Source organism: Paenibacillus sp. FSL R7-0331 (genome assembly GCF_000758645.1).
Lineage (GTDB): Bacteria > Bacillota > Bacilli > Paenibacillales > Paenibacillaceae > Paenibacillus_AQ > Paenibacillus_AQ camerounensis.
Map to the genome: position 1 here is coordinate 3,187,995 of NZ_CP009284.1, position 16,381 is coordinate 3,204,375.

General features: G+C 51.3%; 15 protein-coding genes and 2 riboswitches. Of the genes, 5 read left to right on the forward strand and 10 right to left on the reverse strand.

The window, feature by feature from the left end; translation table 11 throughout:
* Positions 1-5: 5 nt before the first annotated feature.
* The gene (locus tag R70331_RS13270; RefSeq protein ID WP_042176174.1) at positions 6-605 is read right to left on the reverse strand and encodes a TetR/AcrR family transcriptional regulator; all 600 of its coding nucleotides are present in this window, start codon (positions 603-605) and stop codon (positions 6-8) included.
* A gap of 285 nt (positions 606-890) precedes the next feature.
* Between R70331_RS13270 and R70331_RS13275 the strand changes: the two genes are divergently transcribed.
* From R70331_RS13275 to R70331_RS13285, 3 genes are all read left to right on the forward strand, one after another.
* Positions 891-1,658, forward strand: coding sequence for an SDR family NAD(P)-dependent oxidoreductase (locus tag R70331_RS13275; RefSeq protein WP_042176176.1), 768 nt, complete (start codon positions 891-893; stop codon positions 1,656-1,658).
* Between the two features lie 181 nt (positions 1,659-1,839).
* Positions 1,840-1,930: riboswitch (cyclic di-GMP riboswitch) on the forward strand.
* 180 nt (positions 1,931-2,110) lie between these two features.
* Entirely contained in the window at positions 2,111-2,470 is a 360-nt protein-coding gene (locus tag R70331_RS13280; RefSeq protein WP_052380488.1) for a hypothetical protein, read from the forward strand.
* Positions 2,471-2,547: 77 nt separating this feature from the next.
* Entirely contained in the window at positions 2,548-3,546 is a 999-nt protein-coding gene (locus R70331_RS13285) for a ketoacyl-ACP synthase III (protein ID WP_042176177.1), read from the forward strand.
* Between the two features lie 213 nt (positions 3,547-3,759).
* Here R70331_RS13285 and R70331_RS13290 read toward each other — a convergent pair whose 3' ends face one another.
* From R70331_RS13290 to R70331_RS13310, 5 genes are all read right to left on the reverse strand, one after another.
* Positions 3,760-4,473, reverse strand: coding sequence for a L,D-transpeptidase family protein (locus R70331_RS13290; protein WP_231576464.1), 714 nt, complete (start codon positions 4,471-4,473; stop codon positions 3,760-3,762).
* Between the two features lie 116 nt (positions 4,474-4,589).
* Positions 4,590-5,729 carry a toxic anion resistance protein gene (locus R70331_RS13295; RefSeq protein WP_042176180.1) on the reverse strand — a complete coding sequence of 380 codons (1,140 nt, stop codon included), beginning with the start codon at positions 5,727-5,729 and terminating at the stop codon, positions 4,590-4,592.
* 29 nt (positions 5,730-5,758) lie between these two features.
* Entirely contained in the window at positions 5,759-7,447 is a 1,689-nt protein-coding gene (locus R70331_RS13300) for a VWA domain-containing protein (RefSeq protein ID WP_042176182.1), read from the reverse strand.
* A gap of 15 nt (positions 7,448-7,462) precedes the next feature.
* A complete protein-coding gene (locus tag R70331_RS13305) occupies positions 7,463-8,185 on the reverse strand; it encodes a hypothetical protein (protein WP_231576465.1) in 723 nt (240 codons plus the stop codon).
* 268 nt (positions 8,186-8,453) lie between these two features.
* The gene (locus R70331_RS13310) at positions 8,454-9,305 is read right to left on the reverse strand and encodes an alpha/beta fold hydrolase (protein ID WP_042176189.1); all 852 of its coding nucleotides are present in this window, start codon (positions 9,303-9,305) and stop codon (positions 8,454-8,456) included.
* Positions 9,306-9,541: 236 nt separating this feature from the next.
* On the opposite strand from R70331_RS13310, the gene R70331_RS13315 reads away from it, so the two are divergent.
* Positions 9,542-10,525: a diaminopimelate dehydrogenase gene (locus R70331_RS13315; RefSeq protein ID WP_042176192.1), complete on the forward strand. Its 984-nt coding sequence runs from the start codon at positions 9,542-9,544 to the stop codon at positions 10,523-10,525.
* 366 nt (positions 10,526-10,891) lie between these two features.
* Here R70331_RS13315 and gdhA read toward each other — a convergent pair whose 3' ends face one another.
* Entirely contained in the window at positions 10,892-12,265 is a 1,374-nt protein-coding gene (gene gdhA, locus R70331_RS13320; RefSeq protein ID WP_042176195.1) for an NADP-specific glutamate dehydrogenase, read from the reverse strand.
* A 362-nt stretch (positions 12,266-12,627) separates the two neighbouring features.
* Positions 12,628-13,803: an L-threonylcarbamoyladenylate synthase gene (locus tag R70331_RS13325; RefSeq protein WP_042176198.1), complete on the reverse strand. Its 1,176-nt coding sequence runs from the start codon at positions 13,801-13,803 to the stop codon at positions 12,628-12,630.
* A gap of 210 nt (positions 13,804-14,013) precedes the next feature.
* A riboswitch (purine riboswitch) is annotated at positions 14,014-14,125 on the forward strand.
* A 91-nt stretch (positions 14,126-14,216) separates the two neighbouring features.
* Between R70331_RS13325 and R70331_RS13330 the strand changes: the two genes are divergently transcribed.
* The gene (locus R70331_RS13330) at positions 14,217-15,161 is read left to right on the forward strand and encodes an EamA family transporter (protein WP_042182622.1); all 945 of its coding nucleotides are present in this window, start codon (positions 14,217-14,219) and stop codon (positions 15,159-15,161) included.
* A 93-nt stretch (positions 15,162-15,254) separates the two neighbouring features.
* Here the strand turns inward: R70331_RS13330 and R70331_RS13335 are convergent, their stop codons facing one another.
* Together R70331_RS13335 and R70331_RS13340 are read right to left on the reverse strand one after the other, a co-directional pair.
* The gene (locus R70331_RS13335; RefSeq protein WP_042176201.1) at positions 15,255-16,010 is read right to left on the reverse strand and encodes a class I SAM-dependent methyltransferase; all 756 of its coding nucleotides are present in this window, start codon (positions 16,008-16,010) and stop codon (positions 15,255-15,257) included.
* Entirely contained in the window at positions 15,988-16,371 is a 384-nt protein-coding gene (locus R70331_RS13340) for a cupin domain-containing protein (RefSeq protein WP_042176203.1), read from the reverse strand. The genes R70331_RS13335 and R70331_RS13340 overlap by 23 nt, the downstream gene beginning before the upstream one ends.
* Between the last annotated feature and the right edge of the window lie 10 nt (positions 16,372-16,381).

Genomic DNA, 16,381 nt, shown 5'->3' on the forward strand with positions numbered 1-16,381 from the left:
AAGGCTCAGTTTCTTGTGAACACAATATGATCCATTCTGCTGTTCACGAGCACCATCAATTGCCCGGCCATGTATTCCGCAGAATACTTGAAATTGCTCTCCGCCCAATAATCAATGACACCTACAGTGGCTGACAGCTGGTAGCTCAGCAGAATTTCATAATCGAGCGGGGAGCTGCTTCCCTCCATCTCAATATGCATATCCTCACGCATGGACCTGCGCAATGTATCGTAGAGCTCAACCGAGGTTTTACCGCGCTGGGCGGAGCTTAATGCCAGGAAGTCTCTTTTGTGCTGCTCTATATGCTGAAAAAGCTGCAGCAGGGAGGGGTAAATCCCGGCAGCCGAAATCTGTTCCATTCCTTCATAAGGCTGCAGCAGCAGCTCAGAAATATTCCGCAGAAAATCATCATGGATGTCCAGCAGCAGATCCTCCTTACTTACAAAATGCTTATAAAAGGTGCCGCGGTTGTAGTCCGCCCGCCCGGCAATATCCATAATGGTTACTGTCTCATATCCCTTTTCCAAAATCAGATCAACAAACGCTGTCTTCAGTGCCTGCCGGGTACGTCTGACCCCTCTGCTTAAATCCTCTTCGTGTTCCAATGCCATCTGCCTCCACCGTGTTGATATCGTTTTATTATAACCATCAGAGGTTATACAGCAAAAAAACGGATTTTTGAATGTAGAAACAACAATTATAGCTGAAATGTTCAAAATGCTCAGCAGAGCGCTACATTTGATATTAAAATGTCGCCAAGTCAACATTATCTTATATTATGATTATTGTCACGACAAGTATATTGGGTGTAAGCTTGTTTCAAGAGATAAGGCGATTTTGTTACAAAATCCACTTACTCCCCTACTATAAAACAAAGGAAGCGAATAATAATGAGTCAATCACAGGTTAAAACAGCTGTCATCACAGGTGCCGCAGGCGGTATCGGAAAAGAGCTTGCCCGCCGCCTGGCCGAGCGTAAGCTGAATCTGGTACTGGTCGATTTGAATGAGGAAGCGATTCACACAGTCATTCAGGAGCTGGGCTTGGACGATACGAACTCACTGGCTGTCCCAGCCGATGTATCAAAGGAAGAAGATGTGCAGAATTATGTGAATCAGGCTGTGGCGAAATTCGGGACGATCGATTATTTTGCCAACAATGCGGGTATTGAAGGCCCGTCCGGGCTGGTGGAAGAGCTGAGTGTGAAGTCGCTGGACCTGGTATATAACGTCAACGTCCGCGGGGTATTCCTTGGGCTGCAATATGTCATTCCTGTTATGAAAAAGCAAAAATCCGGCGCTATCCTCAATACCTCCTCGCTGGCAGGCCTGATGGGTGCTCCGGGGATGTCTCCATACATTATGTCCAAGCATGCTGTGATTGGTCTGACCCGGGTAACCGCTAACGAGCTGGCACCGTTCGGTATCCGCGTCAACGCTGTGCTGCCGGGAACCATCAACACCCAAATGATGCGTAAGATCGAGAAGAATTCAGGCAGCGCCGATGACTTCAAGGCTGCCAATGAGGCGGCTACACCGATGGGACGTTACGGAGAACCGCAGGAGGTGGCGGCCGTAATGAACTTCCTGCTATCCGATGAGGCTTCATTCGTAACCGCATCGCTCTATACCGTTGACGGCGGGATGATCGGCCAATAATTGGCTGGCTGACAGTAAACGTTATTAATAAAAGTAGAGATGCTATTTACAAAAGTGCCCCTTAGCGGGCACTTTTGTTATGCCGCCGCCGGCAAAAGAAGGAATGTGCCGCTTTATGTCGAATTATAAATAGTGCTAGACACTAAATACCAAATATGTTTGTAATTCTGAGGCGCCAGCTGATGAACAAAGGCAACTCCGCCGAAAGGCGGAAGACGCAAAGCCACCGGTCTAACCCGCTTTTACAGCGGTATGATAGCGGGGACGCTCATATAGTTTGGTTTTTTTGCTGTCTAAATAGGCCAAAGGAGAGTTGCAGACATGCTCTAATACATAAAATAAGCCATTTTGCCTGGAGAATTTGCCGTGTGAAATGAAAACCGATGATTGTATTCTGAAACTTCTGATTGCTCGTCAGCAAATCTATTAAACAGAACTGGAGTTGTACTAACATGATCGCAGAAACTACAATGCACCCTGAATCCAATACCATCTTTATCAGCCTCCACGGGTTTGCCGACCTGGATGAGACGATCAAAGAGGTTGATACTTTCGAAGCCCAAATGCCGCATTTGCCGCTTAAAGAGATGTCGCTGATTATTGACTGCTCGGATATGGCGCCCTTTAAGCCGGAAATTCTGCCGGTGCTGGAACGCTGCTATGTGCTTTATAACAGCTTTAAGCATGCCGTACTGGTTAACCCGGGCAAGATTGTGGCAAAGGGACAATTACAGCGTGTAGCTCCGAAAGCCGGATTTGAAGGACAGTTCGTAGATACGGTTGATGAAGCGTGGGCTATTGTAAAAGGGTAGCCAATATGCGCAGAGTGCGGACGGTGTGACCTGAAACGCTGAGAAAAAGACAAATACACTAACAAAGGTGGGCCGTTATGGTTAACGTAAGAATTGCAGGAACTGAAGTGTACCATCCGCCATTCAAAGTTAGCAATGAAGAATTGGCTGAACAGGCTGGCGAAGCTGCAGACAAGCTTATCGGTATTTGGGAGTATTTTGGCCGTAAGGATCGTTACTATGCAACAACCTATGAAGAAAATACGCTTTACATGGCGATTGAAGCCTCCAAAGCATTGCTGCAGAGCAGCGGGCTTAGACCCGAAGACCTCGACATGATCGTTGTCTCCTCCGGGACACATGAGTATAGTGCTCCGACAGACGCTGCGCTCTTGCACCAGGCGATTGGCGGCAAGCACTCATGTATCGTCTATGACAGCAATGCGAATTGTGTGGGGATGGTGGTTGCTGCCGATCAGGCGGCACGTGCGATGATGACCAATCCGCGGGTGAAATATGCGCTGGTTGTCGGATCGGAGCAGATTGCCCGCTTTTATAAAGAAGGTGATTTAGCTTCAAAAGGCTTATGCGGAGATGCAGCCTGCGCAGTTCTGCTGGAACGGGTGGAGGATGGAGGTTCCGGCCTGATTGATTCCTTGTACTATACCAACACGCATAAGGCGGAAGACATGCTATTCCCGTCAGGCGGATTAACCCGGATGTTCAATGACCGCCAGACGCTTGAGGAGAAGAAGATTTATCTGCATCCGGAGTATAACGTCAACGTGGCGTTTCCGACTGCGGTTACCGGAATTGAGAGGCTGCTGGAAGAGCAGGGTTTTGCCAAAAGCGAGGTTAAGCATTATATTCTGAGCCAGCTGAACCTTACTGTGATCAGAGAAATTGCCGGAATCCTGGAGGAGGATACCGCCAAATTTCCATACATCGGGGATAGATACGGCTACACCGGAACCAGCAGCCCGTTCATCACTCTCCATCATGCGGTGAAGAACGGGACTCTTGAGCCGGGAGACCTGTTCTTCTTATGGTCGGTAGGCGCCGGAATTACCAGTTGTGCGACATTGTGGAGACTTTAGAGGAGCCGCCATTATAACGCATTAATAATTGAACAGCATAAAGGGGGTGACTCAAAAGCTTTGAAAAAGCTGCCGGGTCACCCCCTTTTTGAAAATATAAAAATTTATATGTTTTACGCTATCAATAATCCTTATATTTCTCGCAGGAACGGTTACCGCCTTCTCTGAAGGACGGCATAGCCGTTTCTACTTGTATTCAGGAATGTATGATGGCTAATCTGCAGTTCCGATCGCGATAGCAGGCGACAAGGAAGCGTCAAGCAGCTTCATCAGCTTCAGCAGATTGCTCTCCGACATGGCGATGCAGCCGGCAGTCGGCTGGCCTGCGCCCTTCCACACATGCAGAAATATGGCACTGCCTTTGCCGGGAATGATGGGATCTTCGTTATATTTAAGGACAATTGCATACTTATACAGCGGATGAAGGAGACGTTCATAAGAGCTCCAGCGCTTGTTGGGGTCACCTGTATAGGTTACCCGCTGGTTATATTCGGCTGAGGCGGAATCATCAATCCAATAGTCACTGCTGCCGGTTGTGGTATAAGGAATATTCAGGCCGTCCGGGCTTGCCGCAGAACCGAATGCTTCGCCAAGCGGATATACGCCCGAGGGGGTTCGCTTGTCGCCTTCTTTGGTTTTGCCGATGCCGCCTGAACCGAGGGTTACCGGTATGCCGGACAGGATGGTAATCCATTTCCCGTCACGCTTCTCCCTCAGGGACAATACGCCTTTCTGTGAACGGGCGGAGGCTGTCGTTACAACAACCATCTGACTGGACTCCAGGCGGTCAGCTTTGTAGGGCCATGAAGCCATGAACCCGGCAGCCGATGCCCGTGGGGGATTATGGGAGAACACGGCAACCGGAAGCAGCATAAGGATCAGGAAAGCGTGCAGCATGTGTTTACGGGTACTCAGAGATAGGTGCATATGTATAACCTCCCTTAGCACTTATTACCTCAGGGAGGGCGGAAGGAATCCGCAAAATCTGTGCTAAAGGCAGAAAAAAAGAGTCCTTGCGTTATGAACGCAGGACCCCCTTTATTTTATAGGCCGAGAGAAGAGCCTTTTTCCAGCTTCTTGATCTGCTGCTCACCCTGATCGGCAAGCTCACGGAACTGGGTGATGGTGTCGCGCATTTTGGGCAGGGCTTCCTGCTTGTAGCTGCTGATCGAGTCCAGCGCCGATAACACATCGGAGAATGCCTGCTTCAGCGTATCAGCAGAAATACTGGTTTCCAGCGACTGCTTGTGTATGGCAGCACCCTGCTCCTTAAGCATTCTTGATGTACCGCTGATCAGGTTATCGGTCGTCTGGTTCAGCAGCTCAATTTTTTTCAGGACAATCTTCTGGTTGTATAAAGCACTCGCGACCGTGACTGAGATTTTAAGCGCAGAGACAGTCACGTTTCTGGCTCTGTCCACGCCCCGGATCAGCTCTTTGTTATTGCGGATAACAACCTCAATCGCCATGATACCCTGCTGGTTCACGACCAGCATCTGCTGCAGATCCATTACCCGCTGACGGAGCGGGAAGAGCACCTCCTCGGTAATAAACCGGACCTTGTCTTCATCTTCCCCGCGCACCTTGGCTGCTTCAATCTGTGTCTCGATCTCCTGGTCCATGAGCAGCCCGAGCTGGATTTCCTTTTGCAGCCGTTTCGTCAGCTCACGCAGGGTCTGCTGCTCAATTTCAAGTGTTGTATTATCGTTCCGAAGAACCGTCTTGCCTTTGTCCAATGATACGATGATATCGGAGATAACGGCATCAGCCTTCTGGTATTTGGCGAAATACTGGCGCAGCGGATTAAAAAATTTGCCGAGAAGCCCGCTTTTGGCAAAATCAACGGCACTGGGGTCAAGGTCCTTCAGCTGCATATGCAGCTCCGTCAAGCCCTTGGCGACCTGGCCGCCTTCATCCCCGGTTTTGGATAGATTGCCCACAGAGACCTGCAGCAGGGCGTTTTTGTCTGAAGAGGAGCGCATCGTGCCCATACCGAAGCTGTCAATGGATTGCAGAACTGCCTTGCGTTTCTCAAGTGATTCCAGGTCAAGCTCCAGAATACTGGAGACATTGCTCCTGGCCAGCTCCTTTAGCTTAGTAACCTCTTCAGGCTCCGGCTTTACCTCCTCGGCAATGACAGATCGCAGCTTCTCGGTACTCGGGATTTCCATTGTAAATGACATGACAGACCTCCTTATTTAAGTTGAGTTCCTTACATCTGTACGTTCAGCAGATTGCTGATTTTGTAGACCACATCGTCTGTATCTGCATTAATGCTCGCTGCCTCGTTGATGCCGGAAATACTCTCCAGCGCTTTGATGTTGGCGTTGTAGCCGATAGTATAGACCGGAATTTTATAAGTTTCGATCAAGCTGCGGATATCATCAAGAGAATGGCCCTCATTGGTCTCCCCGTCGCTGAGCAGGAAAATTACAGGCTTCGCTCCGGGATTGGCAGCCAGCTCATCCTGCAGCATTTTCATCGCAACCACCATCCCGTCAAACGTAGCCGTCCCTCCGGCAGCCTGCAGGCTGTTAACCGCCCCGACAAACATAGACTGCTGATTCGTATCGTATTTGCCGATCGGCAGGTTGATCGTAACGTCACTGGAGTAGGAGACAAAGCCGATGCTGTTGTCCTTCCCGAGATTCTTCTGGCCCTTCAAAAGCGACTCCTTAAGCCGGTTAAGCGGCTCTCCGGCCATACTGCCCGAGACGTCGGCCACAAATACCGCTGCAAGCGGTGTGCTGCCGTTTTTCTTTTCCTTCCATAGCTTCTGGGCAGAGGTGAGCAGGGGGCCGTCAACCGGAGCCAGCTCGGAAATATATTCATTCAAGCCGTTAAAGCCCCTATCGGATGCCAGCTTCTGATAGCTGTCCTGTGCAGCGAATGCTGCGAACTTCTCAAGAATCTCCCGCTTCTGCTCCGGCAGATCCCCGAGTGCATAAAGCGGACTGTCATGCCTTACGCCGAACGGTGTGAACACATAGCCGCTTTTGAGGTCGGCAGCATTAACAAAGGTCTGATATTCCAGCACAAAGGCATCCAGCATGCCGGTCTTGGCCGCATCCCGCATTTGCAGAGTAGTTGAAGCGGTGAACGGCACGTTGGCCTGAAATTTCTCAAAACCCTGTACAGCCTGATCGCCCAGCAGATCCGAGCTGTCGAACGTCCCGAGTGCAGTAATCAGAAAGTTAAGGCCGGTCGAGCTGGCAAAAGGGTCTGTATAGCCCATCGCCAGTTCATTTGCAGAGATAGCGTCCGTAATCGTTTTGATATTCAAGGAACCGTACTTTTCTATAAGCTCATCATATTTCTTCCGGGCTGTCACTACGCCTGCAACATTCCCGGTAATCCGGTCCGAGATAAGCTCAGTCTGGACTCCGCCTGCTTTTACCATTTCGCCCCACAGTTCATTGGACGGGGTGTAGGCATCCGGGATGTACTTGCCGGATCTTATGTAGTCGGCAGCGGTACCGGAGGCGATATTGCGGATTTTTACCGATGCAGGGGTTCCTTCCACCAGAATATTAGCTTCATTAAAAGCAGATGCTACTTCATTAAGCCAGCCGTCATTGCCTGTGCCGGATTTTTCAGTGGAGGAGAAGATTTCAACATAATTGCTGGTTGTATTCTCAACAGAAACCGCAAATTTGGAGATATCCGGCAACGCCTCTCCGACATCTGCAGGGTCAAGATCAATCTGTCCCTTTAAAGGCTCGGCCTGGTTGACTCTAATATCCTTGTAAAGCTTGCCCAGCTTCTTATTTGCGTCCTCCGCCGTAATTTCTCCGGTGGATTTACCCAGATTAGTGGTCAGGGTAATGCCAAAATACACTAAAGCAAACACAGCAGCGGCAATAACCGCCAGTATCATAAACGTTCTGCCTTTCCTGGCCATATGCATCTTCCTCCTTTATTGATAGAGCTTGGTCTGCGCGATCAGAGCATTCAGCTCCTGCATGCAGGGGATATCTTCAATGCTCTGGACGTTAGTGCTGTCGAGCTCAGAGATTTCGAGCAGCAGCTGATCAAGCTTCAGCAGAATCTCTTCATTAGCGCCAAGGTAGCCCTTTACCGAAGCAAAAAAGTCATTGTAGTGCGCAGTTTTCTTTTGAATAAGCTTCTCGGAGAACTGGGATGGCTTGCGGGAGCCGGTGAAAAGGGAAAATTCTTCCGAATCGAATAAACTCAGCTTATTAAGAAGTCCCCTGATATTAAGGAACAGAAGCTTCTCCACTTCGGTAATGACATTGCTAAATTTCCTGTAGCTTAGCTCTTCCGGATCGAATCTTTGGCCAAGCACACGGGACAGGACGGCTTTCTTCTTCTCCATCCGCTCCAGCTGGTCAAGGGCAAGGGCAGAGTCGCTTTTTAGTAATTTCACCTTTTGGTATTGCTCCAGCCGGGCTGCATAATCGTCAGGAGTAGCTAAGGGACGGGCAGTCCGGGCGGAAGGAGGCTTAAGCAGTAAAGTATAACTGGCATAAAGGACAATAAGCAGACTGATGAACAGCAGAGTGACGCCTGCGGCTGTTTGTAAAGCGCTATCCCCGCCGATTTCAACTGCGAGCAGTCCCGGGGACAGGACAGCAATGTTAAGAATGACAACGCCTGCTATAACGCCGAGGAGCTTCAAAGGCCTATTTGGATTCAGTAGTTACACCTCCCTCGTATGAGTATATTTAGCTATCGCACCTTTTGATTCATTTTACCAAAGAACAATCCGGAAGGCTCCATAATATTACCAAAACCGCCAAATACGTACGGTAAAACATAGAAACTTTAGTTTTCATTACGTTAGCAGAGGAGCAGATGTTTCGTAATATTTACTTCTAATTAGGCAAGCATATAAAAAAAGGAGCTTAACAGGCTGCGTTCTGCAACCGGAAATGCTCCTGAAGCGGTCATGTCAAAAACGGGTCGAAGCAGGCATAGAACTCCGCGGGATTTGACAGATGAACATTATGGTTAGGGTGAGACATCTCAAAGTCAGAGCATTTGGCCAGGAGCTTCTTCATTTTGAAGAGAGCTTTATCAGGGACTGCTTCGCTATTCTTTGCCCTAATTATCAGGGTTCTGCACTTAATATCCGGCAGCAGATGGTACCAATCCATGTTATATGCAATATTAGCGCCCATTGCCTGCGGAGAGAATAACATTTGATAGCCCTCCGCCGTTTCAGTCAGACTGTTCATAAAATACTGGTAGCTCAAGTCCGAATCTGTTGCCTGCCTGATGCAGAACATAGCCTCCTTAAGGCTGGAAAAGGGCAGGGGCCAGTCTCTGGTTACCGGATCTGACAGGTCCATCTGTTCGAGCTGCAGATTGCTGCGCTGTTCAGGTCCTGCAGGAGACTTATCGAGGATGGCTAATGCCTGTATGTATGAAGGATATCTTGCAGCTGTATATCCTGCCACTTGTCCGCCCATGGAGTGACCTACCAGGATGACCTTTGTGATATTTAAATAATCAAGCAGTGCCGCAACATCGGCTGCCATTTCTTCCGCGGTATATTTGGACACCGGTTTGCCGCTCAGCCCGTGTCCCCGCTGATCTGGGGCGATTATCCGGTATTGGTTCCCATAATGCTCCATAAAGTCAATCCAAGTCTCTGCCCGTCCCCATCTGCCGTGCAGACATACAATAACAGGTCCAGGTGTCTGTGTATCGAGATAAAACATATCTAGCTCCGGGAGCCGTGCAATATTTCTGTGAATCCTTGGAACGGGATTGTCTTGAATATCTTGAAATTTCATTTTTGTGTATGACCTCCAATTTTTAAAAAGTGATCCTGTAGAATAATATACCACCAAACAACTGCCGGGAACATATGTTTCCTTTGTGCGAATATGAACAAAACGGCTCATTTTATCGTGCGAATAGTTTGGTAGGTGTTTATTAAAAAAAATGTTTACATTTCATGTTATGTATATATACTTGTAATTTAAGACATCACAAATTCACCGGAAGCTTCCGGCAGGGGAGGAACAACATGAACAGACGTATTAGAGTAGGAATTGCAGGCTACGGGAACTTGGGTAAGGGTGTAGTGCAGGCAATCAAACAGAATCCGGATATGGAGCTGGCTGCTGTGTTTACACGCAGAGATCCGGAGGGTCTTGCCAAGGAGACAGGCCTTAAGGTGGAGCGCCTAGCAGACGCAAAGGAGTACATAGATAAAATCGATGTAATGATTCTGTGCGGCGGCTCAGCGACAGATCTGCCGGAGCAGACTCCGCAGCTGGCCAAGCTGTTCAATACTGTAGACAGCTTTGATACCCATGCCAAGATTCCAGAGTTTTATGAAAAAGTAAATGCAGCCGCTCTGGAGGGGGGAAAGGTCGGCGTTATCTCAACCGGCTGGGACCCTGGCTTGTTCTCCATGAACCGTCTGCTGATGCAGTCCGTACTGGCGGAAGGACATGACTACACCTTCTGGGGTAAAGGCGTCAGCCAGGGCCACTCCGATGCAATCCGCCGGGTACCGGGAGTCAAAGCAGGCGTCCAGTATACGGTTCCGGTTGAGGAAGTCATTGAGCGTATCCGTTCGGGAGAAACGCCTGAGCTGGCAACCCGGGACAAGCACAACCGTAATTGCTATGTTGTAGCAGAAGCCGGAGCTGATCAGGCTGCCATCCGCGAGACCATTGTTAATATGCCGGATTATTTTGCTGATTACAATACTACGGTGACATTTATTACCGAAGAAGAGCTTGCCAGTGAGCATTCCGGAATGCCGCATGGCGGCTTCGTGATCCGCAGCGGAGTAACCGGTAACGGTAACAGACAGATCGCTGAGTTCGGGCTGAAGCTGGACAGCAATCCTGAATTCACCGCCAGCGTGCTGATCGCCTATACGAGAGCGGCTGCCCGTCTGAGTGCGGAAGGGGCTTCCGGAGCCAAAACGGTATTCGATATTCCACTCGGCTACCTCTCGCCGAAATCGCCGGAAGAGCTGCGCCGTGAGCTGCTGTAGACGCTGCTGAGTTAAACGGATATACAATATAAAAAAAACGCGCCGCTGATTTCTAAACGGCGCGTTTTTTTATATTGGGGCTCAGCTGGATGGGGCAGAGGCGTGGCCAGGGCATGTAGATGGATTTTGTCCATCTAGATCCGGGAAAATCCATATAATCAGATGATTAGTTGGATAATCGCCACCTGTTTTGGACGTTTGGCCCCTTATGTGCGGAAACAGCGGAATTAGGTTGCTTTTTTCCAACTGATTGCTTTACCGGGTATTTAACATTAACAATAGCTGGAGAATTTCCACATCATTTATCCTGCGGTGACAGTGCAGCTAACAAACCAGTGACTGCACTGGTTAGAGAAGCCAGTTCCCCTAGACCACACCCTGAGCCAGCATGGAATCCGCAACCTTCAGGAAGCCGGCGATATTCGCGCCAGCCACCAGGTTGCCCGGCAGGGCATACTCCTCGGCAGCCCGCACGCTGCTGCGGTAGATGTTCTTCATAATCTGCCGCAGCCGTTCATCCACTTCTTCAAAGGACCAGGAGAGCCGCATGCCGTTCTGGCTCATCTCAAGACCGGAGACAGCAACACCGCCCGCATTAGCAGCTTTGGCCGGTGCGAAGAGGGTTCCCTGCTGCAGGAAGTAATTGATCGCCGGCAGAGTGGAGGGCATATTAGCGCCTTCGCCGACAGCAAGTACGCCATTGGCCACAAGCTTGCGAGCCGCAACCTCATCGAGCTCATTTTGCGTAGCACACGGAAGGGCAATCTGGCAGGGGATTGTCCAGATACCCGTGCTGCCTTCCGAATACTGAGCATGCGGATGCTCGTTAACATATTCGCTGATCCGGGCGCGCTCCTGCTCCTTCAGCCGCTTGACCGTATCCAGATTGATGCCCTGCGGATCATAGATGTATCCGCCGGAGTCGCTGCAGGCTACGACAACTGCTCCAAGCTGCTGAAGCTTCTCAATGGCGTAGATGGAAACATTGCCTGAGCCGGAGACGACCACTGTCTGCCCCTCAAAATCATGCCCCTCAGCCGCCAGCATCTCCTGAACAAAATAGACAAGGCCGTAGCCGGTGGCTTCCTTACGGGCCAGGCTTCCGCCGTAGAGCAGGCCTTTTCCGGTCAGCACGCCGCCCTCATGGCCGCCGCGGATACGCTTGTATTGACCGAACATATAGCCGATCTCGCGAGCACCTACGCCGATATCGCCGGCAGGGATGTCCGTGTCGGGGCCGATGTGCCGGTACAGCTCGGTCATGAAGCTCTGGGTGAATGCCATCACCTCACGGTCCGTTTTTCCCTTGGGATCAAAATCTGAGCCGCCCTTGCCGCCGCCGATCGGCAGGCCGGTCAGGGAGTTTTTGAATATCTGTTCAAAGCCCAGAAATTTAATAATGCCCGAGTATACGGAAGGGTGGAAGCGTATGCCGCCTTTATATGGGCCGATTGCGCTGTTGAACTGTACCCGGTACCCGCGGTTAACCTGTACCTTGCCGGATTCATCTATCCAAGGGACCCGGAAGGAGATGGTGCGTTCCGGTTCAACAAGCCGCTCCAGAACAGCATTCGCCTCATATTGCGGATGGCGTGACAGCACAGGGACCAGACATTCCAGAATTTCTTTTACGGCCTGATGGAATTCCTGCTCCAGCGGATCACGGCGGACAACCTCACTGTAAACTCTTTGTACATATTCCTCGGCTGAAGCCGACGCTGTTGTTGATATAGTGGACACTTGAACGAACACTCCCTGTCTATGTATGTTGTAAAGCTAGGTTGCTGCGGGTGAACCGATATTATTAAGAATTTAAAAGAATTTTACTAAAACCTAACATGGAATTACCAATCAATTCTTTTTTGATGGGCAATCAATAAATTCTATAAAACTTACAATCAGTGTTATATTTATGCATGATTTTTAGCATGAGTCACACTGATTATGCCGAAATAAATACATAATTACGCTTGTTAGAAGAATAAAAAGCATAATCCGTAGAGCTAGGTCTGCATATCGAATCCCATGGCCTGATATAAAAAAATATCCCATGACGCCCGCTCAGGCACATGGGATATTGTCTTGAATCCGGCTGCAGCTTATCACTTTTCAGCGCTGATGACTGTACCGCCGGCCGCCTTGCGCAGCCGGTTCATGATTGCTGAGCCCAGGCCGGATTCCGGACAGGCTTCGGCGATAATGTAGCCGGCTTCGACCTCATCGAAGTAGCGCAGCGCACTGTAAAGTGCACGTGCAGCTTCTTCCAGCGCGTGCAGCGAGCCAAGTGAAACCATGTGGTCAGCTGCATCTTCCGGATAGAAAGCGCGGTGCTCCTCGAACAGCAGCAGGCCGGTCTGTTCGCTGCGCCCGCGCGCTTCCAGCAGCAGCGCGGAAGCCTTGTCCGCCACGCACTGAGGCGACATGCCGCTCACGATCGAGAGCGAGCCCTGCGGCGCATAGTGCGTGTACTTCATGCCCGGCGAGCGCGGCGCCGGGTTGCCGCCGCCGGCGGCATGACCGGCTCCGCCAGCCTCCGGCGGCGGCGGAGCCACGGCAGTGCCGGTTACTGCCGACAGCTGCTCGGCAGTAATCCCGCCCGGACGGAGCACGGCGACCGTCCCGTCCGGCAGTACCTGGACAACCGTCGACTCTACGCCGACTCCGGTTGGCCCGTCATCGAGGACCCCGCCGATGTATCCGGCGAGGTCCTCGATCACATGGGCGGCCGTCGTCGGACTCGGCCGCCCGGAGCGGTTCGCGCTCGGTGCTGCCACCGGGCAGCCGGAGCGCTCCAGCAGAGCCAGCGCCGCCGGATGATCCGGCATGCGCACGGCAACGGTGTCCAGTCCCGCGGTTACACGCGGAGACAGTACACCGGGGCGCACCGGCAGCACGATGGACAGCGGGCCGGGCCAAAAGGCCTTCATCAGCAGGCCGGCGGTTTCACTTACGCCGGCGGCAAATTCCTCAAGCTGTCCCGGTGCGGCAATATGCACGATCAGCGGGTTGTCGGAAGGCCGTCCCTTGGCGGCGAACACAGCCTCTACAGCGGCTGTGTTCCGTGCATCCGCGCCGAGGCCGTAGACCGTCTCGGTTGGAAAGGCGACTGTACCGCCGCCCGCCAGAATAGCGGCAGCTTCGTCAATCGAGCGCTGGTCTTCAGGGGAGTAACGCTGCCCCGGGAAGCTTCCGGCGGCTGAATTCAGCTGCCAGCAGCGGGTCTCGCTGTATGGTTGTGTCCTTTTCTGGACAGCAAAAGAGTGGGGATCGGGCTTCATTGGTGACATCACGAACTTTCTGTTGGGTTTTATCCTGTAAATAGTAACATATCTGATTTTGATATTACAGGGATATTCGGATCAGAGCCGCAGGGGAGGTCTGGAGCTGGAACAAGGCTTCAGCCGAAGCCGGACTAATTAATTAAAAATTTGAACAAAAAAGGGTTGACACCACCTGACTTGCCGTGTAACATATGAAAGGTCGTCATGCTAATAACACTAATATTTTCTCGTATAACCCCGCAGCCGTTAAGGCATGGATAGGGCGGGGGTTTCTACAGGAAGCCTATTCTTCCTAACTACGATGATAAAGACCCGCCTAAGCGGTCCTTATCCCGGAGTTAGGATTTTTTGCGTGTTCCGGCGTTTTATCAGACATAAAGCATTCAGGAGGCATATACAACATGAAAGACATGAAATACTTATTATCTGTTCTTATCGGAGCGATGAGCTACGGCATTTTATCAACGATAGTGGTGCTGGCTTACGGCCAGGGCTACAAGCTGGGGGAGGTTGTGGGCACTCAGCTGCTGACCGGCTGTATTCTTGCCTGGCTGCTGGCTGCGTTCACAAAGGCTAGAGCCGGCCGTAAGCTGCGCAGCGGCAGCACACCTGCTGACGGCGGCAAACCTGCCTTCCAGGCCTTAACCTGGAAGCACCGGGGCCTGCTGATGATGGCCGGAGCGCCGACTGTAGTTACAGGGCTGCTGTATTATCAGTCTCTGCGTTACATTCCGGCATCACTGGCTATTATTCTGCTGTTCCAGTTTACCTGGATCAGTGTCCTGATTCAGGCTGTCAGCAAGCGGCAGCGTCCGGATAAAATCACTGTACTGACCCTGCTGATGCTGTTCGGCGGCACGCTGCTGGCTGCAGGTGTCCTGGGCCAGAGCAGCCCGCAATTTAACCTGCTGGGCATTGCACTGGGGCTGCTGTCAGCTGTCAGCTACTCCATGTTCATTATTTTCAGCGGCAAAGCTGTTCCGGCAGCGCACCCGGCCTACCGCAGCGCATGGATGGTAACCGGCGGTATGGTGCTGCTGTTCATCCTGTTCCCGCCGCATTTCCTCTTTAACGGTCTGCTGTGGGGACCGCTGCTGCTGTTCGGATTTCTGCTTGGACTGTTCGGCGCGTTCATCCCGCCGGTTATGTTCGCAATCGGTGTACCGCATATCGGCGGGGGCATGGCCGGTATTCTTGGGGCTGCAGAGCTTCCGGTAGCTGTCCTGATGTCCTCGTTTGTACTGAATGAGCATGTGAGCGGCCTGCAGTGGATCGGGGTTGTGCTTGTCCTGCTCGGCGTAGTGCTGCCTGAGCTGTATAAGCTGCGCTGGAGAAGCGCGGAGGCTGTAGCTTAATATAACCAACTCAAAAAAGGTGTTTCAGCGGCCGTGGAAACGGCAGCTGAAGACACCCTTTTTTTGTATCCGGACCCCGCCCGGAAATAGCGATTATTGCTTGCTGCTGCACACAGCGATATAGTTCAGATCTTTACCTGTAGTATTAAAGAAGCTGTACATCTTCTTGAACTGTTCACGGTTTTCCTTTTTCATGGCATTCCTGAAGATACGCAGGGTACCCGCCAGGCCTTCATCGCGGAGCATGCCTTTTATGCTCATCAGAGACATCCGGCCGCTTGAATGATCAACCTTATGAAAGCCGGCAGCATTGAACAGGCCTTCCCAGCTGGAGACGGGCAGCGGCTCTACGTTGACATTAATCGTTCTGCGCAGCTCAGCGAGCTCATCCGCCATATTGTCTTTGGCAAATGTGATATCATGTGTCAGCAGTACACCGCCTGGCTTAAGCACGCGGAAGTACTCGGCAACCGCCTTTTCCTTGGCGTTCTGGTTAAGCATGGTCAGCATTGCTTCATTAATGACTACGTCAAAGCTGTTGTCTGCAAAAGGCAGCTTCATCGCGTTTCCCTGCTTCACCTGGATGTAACCCTCAAGCCCGGCTGCCTGGATATTGCTTCTGGCTTTGTCCAGAGCCCGGTTATCCATATCGATTCCTGTGATCTGGCAATGATACTGCTGCGCCAGCTGAATGGAGGTTGTGCACATATTGCAGGCAACCTCAAGCACCTTGCTGTTACTGCTCAGCCCGGAATGTCCGATCAGCCAGTTGGTTGCAGCCACGCCGCCGGGGCGCAGCCTTTTTTTGCCCAGCTTGGCCAGAAAATTATGCCCGACTTCCTTTTTCACTGAGACGGACCTCCTTCTTCTCCGGCTTTACAACTGTGAGCAGCATCTGGAAGGCTTCCTCTGCATACAGGGCATGCGGAATATTGGCCGGAAGAATAATAGTCTCCCCGGCTTTTACGTTATACTCTTTGTCAGCTATAGTGATGCGGGCCAGCCCTGAGAGGATATTGACCATGGCATCGCCCGGAGAGGAATGTCCCCCGATAGAAGAGCCTTTGTCCAGTGACAGGAGCGTCATAGCCAGGCTGGGGCGCTGCACCAGTGTCAGGCTGGATACCTGCTGCTCTTCAACAGTGATGATTTCGCGCAGATCAATAACCTCTGCCTGCGGCAGTTTTTTGATATAGAATTCTTGTTCCATGTATGATAAG

Excerpts from the sequence above, each read along its gene's own strand:
- R70331_RS13275 (WP_042176176.1), top strand. The coding sequence starts at position 891 with ATGAGTCAATCACAGGTTAAAACAGCTGTCATCACAGGTGCCGCAGGC.
- R70331_RS13280 (WP_052380488.1), top strand. The coding sequence starts at position 2,111 with ATGATCGCAGAAACTACAATGCACCCTGAATCCAATACCATCTTTATC.
- R70331_RS13285 (WP_042176177.1), top strand. The coding sequence starts at position 2,548 with ATGGTTAACGTAAGAATTGCAGGAACTGAAGTGTACCATCCGCCATTC.
- R70331_RS13290 (WP_231576464.1), bottom strand. The coding sequence starts at position 4,473 with ATGCACCTATCTCTGAGTACCCGTAAACACATGCTGCACGCTTTCCTG.
- R70331_RS13295 (WP_042176180.1), bottom strand. The coding sequence starts at position 5,729 with ATGTCATTTACAATGGAAATCCCGAGTACCGAGAAGCTGCGATCTGTC.
- R70331_RS13300 (WP_042176182.1), bottom strand. The coding sequence starts at position 7,447 with ATGGCCAGGAAAGGCAGAACGTTTATGATACTGGCGGTTATTGCCGCT.
- R70331_RS13310 (WP_042176189.1), bottom strand. The coding sequence starts at position 9,305 with ATGAAATTTCAAGATATTCAAGACAATCCCGTTCCAAGGATTCACAGA.
- R70331_RS13315 (WP_042176192.1), top strand. The coding sequence starts at position 9,542 with ATGAACAGACGTATTAGAGTAGGAATTGCAGGCTACGGGAACTTGGGT.
- R70331_RS13325 (WP_042176198.1), bottom strand. The coding sequence starts at position 13,803 with ATGAAGCCCGATCCCCACTCTTTTGCTGTCCAGAAAAGGACACAACCA.
- R70331_RS13330 (WP_042182622.1), top strand. The coding sequence starts at position 14,217 with ATGAAATACTTATTATCTGTTCTTATCGGAGCGATGAGCTACGGCATT.
- R70331_RS13340 (WP_042176203.1), bottom strand. The coding sequence starts at position 16,371 with ATGGAACAAGAATTCTATATCAAAAAACTGCCGCAGGCAGAGGTTATT.